Origin of the sequence: Vibrio sp. WZ-1, from assembly GCF_052037695.1 — a bacterium.
GTDB lineage: Bacteria > Pseudomonadota > Gammaproteobacteria > Enterobacterales > Vibrionaceae > Vibrio.
The window spans coordinates 1-4,355 of sequence record NZ_JBQEQR010000015.1 but is presented as its reverse complement, the minus strand read 5'-3'; the positions used below and the strand labels follow the sequence as shown (position 1 = coordinate 4,355).

Here is a 4,355-nt window from a genome sequence, read left to right as displayed (position 1 = left end):
GAGCGCTATCACTGGCTCCCTGTTTACCGAAAGTAAGCAAGGAAAAAACAAAGCGAAATAGCAGGCTCTTTCCAAATTGTTGCCTTGCCTTCAAACCAAGTCATTCTCGCTGAACCAAGCATCTCAAGGTTACTTAAGTATATTACAAGAGAAGAGCTCATACTTAAGTTTTCAGATGCTTTTCCGAATAGAGCCTGCCCGGATATAGAAAGTTTTTTTGCAGTTGGGGCTGATAATATTGTGCGGAAAATTATTAGTAAAGAAATTCCGGTGGGGACGTTAGATAGTGAAGTAACTAACTTACATTCATACTATGATGAGTACCTATGCGTTAGTCAATTAGGCATGAAATGGTTGTTGCCTGCATTGTGCAAGTATATTCTAATAAAAAAAAGGTGTCATGAAGAGATGGCATCTTCTATTTTATTCTATATCGAAGATGCGTCTAGTGAAGGTAGTTATAATTTAAATTATTTAGATACTAAACAAAAGGAGGCACTATATAATCTGCTAGAATATTGCTCTGAAACTTACGACCTATCCGTTATTGAAGCACAAGATTTCATAAAATCAATATAAATATCACAGCAGTCTGTTCGTTATTCCTTTGAATGATTATATGTGTTTATCAGTGAGTACGTTTACGAGATAATAGCCAGTTAAAAAGCTGGCTATTATAAAAATTTCAATAATATGTCATGTCGGCATTACTGTTATCTTTAAACTTAAAACAGCTTGACCCAATAGTGACCCCTTACCGTAAGTTTGAAATGAAAAAATAATTATAAATAAGATAAATCTCTTGATTCTAACTTTTGGGGTATATTTTCTCTTTTTTGGGTTATATCTTTGGGTGAAAAGTATTTGTTATTCAAACTGCTACTAAATGTGTGTTTTGGTTTGTATGTGTTTGTAATAGCAATTCTTTCTCGAGTCTATGGAATGTTTCCATCACCTAAGTTTATGTTACCCTTCTATTGTGATATTTATGATGGTAGGAAAGGGATGGTTCTTTCATATTTTCACATTTTGATTTCTATATTTAAAGGTTAATCCCGAATTCAACTGCGAAGTGCGACACTCTCCAATATCAAGCTGCCAACGCCATTTTCTCAAATACAATGGCAGGCTGCTTGAAGCCTAAGCACTTTCGTGGTCGATAATTTATCCGCAATAAAGCGAACTCTATATCGCTGTCCGTCACCGTCGTTAGGTCGGTTCCTTTCTCACATATTGCCTTAAAAGACCGTTCGCATTCTCATTAGCCCCACGCTCCCAAGGGCTGTAGGGATGAGCAAAGTACACATCAGCCTCTAATTCTTTTGCGATGGTTTCATGGCCAGCAAACTCTCGCCCGTTATCTGCCGTGATGGTATGGACATGTTTCTTGTAAGGCTTTAGTAGCTCAATTGTGGCTCTGGTAACATCATCCGCTGACTTAGATGGCACTTTTTTTACCACGTAAAATCGAGTTTTACGCTCTAAAATAGTCACCATTGCACCCGTACCATGCTTACCTAGTACAGTGTCGATTTCCCAGTCACCAAACCGTTCCTTACTGTCAACGATGCTTGGTCTTTCTTCAATCGAAACAGCATTCTTTATCGCTGGCGCTTTCTCTTTTTTACCGCGGCGATACCGCTTATGTCCTTGCCTCAAGTGGCGATATAACTTACCGCCCAAGCGTTTGTCCTGAGCGACAAATCGGTAAATCCACTCATGACTGACTGCTGCACCAACTTTCGTTAATACATTGGAAATCTGTTCTGGACTCCAATCCGCTTCTAAAAGAAGGCGAATAAAATCAACACGCTCCTGTGGTATGCGGTATTTACGTGCTGCTCTGCGCTTATTAAGCGACAATACCTGAGCCTCGTTTGGGCAATAAATACTGCCATTACAGCCTCGCTTAAGCTCCCGATATACCGTAGAGCGGTGGCACTGAACTGTTTTAGCTATTTCAGAAACTGAAATCCCCCGTTCCAAAAGAGCAGAAATCTGGTATCTTCTGCCTTCGGTCAACTGCTGATAATTCATGGTAGTACTGCTTGTTTCTTTGGCGAGAAGAACGTACCACTTTCAGCAGTTGGCTTCCTCTTCTACACCTTTCCATGAATGTCGCACTTATTATCTGAAATCGGGGTTAATATTCTGTGGCGTTATTCCGATTGCTAGATATAAATTTTACTTATGGATTTATGATTTAATCTTATTTAAAGTTGTTTTTGATATGACGTATGATGATGGTTGACTTTTATTAAGTTAAATTTATAACAATCGCTATCGTCGTTCACAAATTTGCTTGCTGGGATTACATTATGCTTATTAGAATACTATTTGTAACTTTAGTAATTAGTGTGCTTAACCCAGCGCATGCAGTCCAATTTAGTTATGATATTATGGGAAGGTTAACTAAAATTGATAATAAGCGAACGGAAAGCGATGCACGGGTTGTATCTTATAACTATGATGGCTTGACGAATATAATTTCAGTGTCTGAAATAGATGAATATTACAATCCTAAAAAAACTAAGTTGGACTTAACATTCGAACCTGTACAAAACTATAGTAGCGTTTCTATAGAGTTCGGAATAAAAAACAGTGATCTCGATTTTACTTATGACCTATATATATCAAAGGAACCATCACCTTTATTACATAGTAAATTTGAACATGCAGGTTCAATATCTTTAGATTTATCTTCACATATATCCCCACTTTTTGTTCAAGTCGTGGCTCGCAACAAGTACGGTCAAAAATTTATCTCAAATATAAAGAAACTCGTTCCACTAGATACTGATGAAGACCAGTTACCAGATCATGTTGAGTTATCGATATGTAGTGACCCTAACAATGCAGATTCTGACGAAGATGGTTTGTTAGATGGCATAGAGGTGGGAGCAGAGACTGGTCGTCACCTTAGTGATCCATGTAGCTCAGATACAGACAATGATGGCATTGACGATCATTGGGAATATGAGTTTGGAAGTGATCCACTCACCTCAGATGTGGGCAACCTACACAGCAACGGCACAAGTTATTGGCAAGCCTATATCGCGGCACAGTCAGAGGCGGCAGAAAAAGCCGGCACCACCATCGAATCTGGTGATCATGTACTTAATGTAGAAGGCGTTAAAGGGTTTGTACGAACGGGTATTTTACCAGAGGGTAGTCGCCCTATGACCCTGATGTTCTGGACTCGATTGAAAGGGCTAACGGAAGATAACCAACTGCTTGGTATACATGACGCGACACATGACAAGCGTTTTTATGTAGGGATTGATAAAGAGAACGACGCCATGTTCGGCGTGGGTAATAACTACACAGACGAATATAAATCAGGTCTTGAGTTTGGTGAATGGACGCACATTGCTTTGGTGTACGATCCTGCTAATGATAAAACACGAATGTACCGTAATGGTGAGCAGGTCGTTTGGCATGATTCTCTTCAATTAAAAGGGCGCACCTCTCAAAGCTTATTATTGGGGGCTCGGATCAATGGTCAGGAAATAGACAGTTATATGGACGGTCAGTTGGATGATGTTCAAGTATGGACACGTGCGCTGACAGAGCAAGAAGTTCAAACCTACATGCTGTCTGCACCGCAACGGGGAGAGACAAACTTAATTGCCCTTTATAACTTCAGTCGTGTTCGAGGTGATTGGGTGGAAAACGCAGCAACAGGCGTGTTCGATGCCCAGTTGAGTTCAGCTCAATTACTTCAAGTAGCGGAGAGACAAGTCGATACCGATGGCGATGGCTTGACTGATCGCCAAGAGCTGGCGTTATGTACAGATATCAATAACGCAGACAGTGATGGTGATGGTTTGTTAGATGGCATAGAGGTGGGAGCAGAGACTGGTCGTCACCTTAGTGATCCATGTAGCTCAGATACAGACAATGATGGTATTGATGATGGGTTTGAATATGCGCGAGGCTGGAACTTACAACGCTTTGATGTGGCTGAGGTTAATAAGCAGGGAATAAATCATTGGGAAGAGTACACCAAGGCTCAGTCGAGATCAGCAGAATCAAGAGGTGAAGAGATAAACTCCGGCGACCATGTACTTGATGTGACTGATAAAGAAGCGTTTGCTTTTACGGGATTAGTGCCCACAGGTAAGCATTCTATGACTCTGATGTATTGGGTGAAGTTCAAGACGATGGGCAACCACTATCAGTTTTCCGGTGTGCATGATGGGCAGGATCATCGCCTATATGTAGGGCTAGATGGTAGCCAGCCGATTGCTGGACTTGGCGACAACCTAATAAAGGGTAAAAATGATATCAAGGTCGATAAATGGGTGCATTTGGCTGCGGTATTTGACAAAGAGGCATCTCAGCGTGTGTTGTTT

2 protein-coding genes and 1 pseudogene are annotated in these 4,355 nt (G+C 40.7%); 2 read left to right on the top strand and 1 reads right to left on the bottom strand.

Translation table 11 applies throughout. From position 1 onward, the window contains the following. The first annotated feature begins 84 nt into the window (after window positions 1–84). On the top strand, window positions 85–579 hold the full coding sequence (locus tag ACTS60_RS00110; RefSeq protein ID WP_440886718.1) for a hypothetical protein: 495 nt from the start codon (window positions 85–87) through the stop codon (window positions 577–579). A 511-nt stretch (window positions 580–1,090) separates the two neighbouring features. Here the strand turns inward: ACTS60_RS00110 and ACTS60_RS00105 are convergent. Then, window positions 1,091–2,037, bottom strand: a pseudogene (locus ACTS60_RS00105) (IS30 family transposase). Window positions 2,038–2,732: 695 nt separating this feature from the next. On the opposite strand from ACTS60_RS00105, the gene ACTS60_RS00100 reads away from it, so the two are divergent. Next, window positions 2,733–4,355: LamG-like jellyroll fold domain-containing protein (locus ACTS60_RS00100; RefSeq protein ID WP_440886717.1), on the top strand; the 1,623-nt coding region annotated here is incomplete at its 3' end.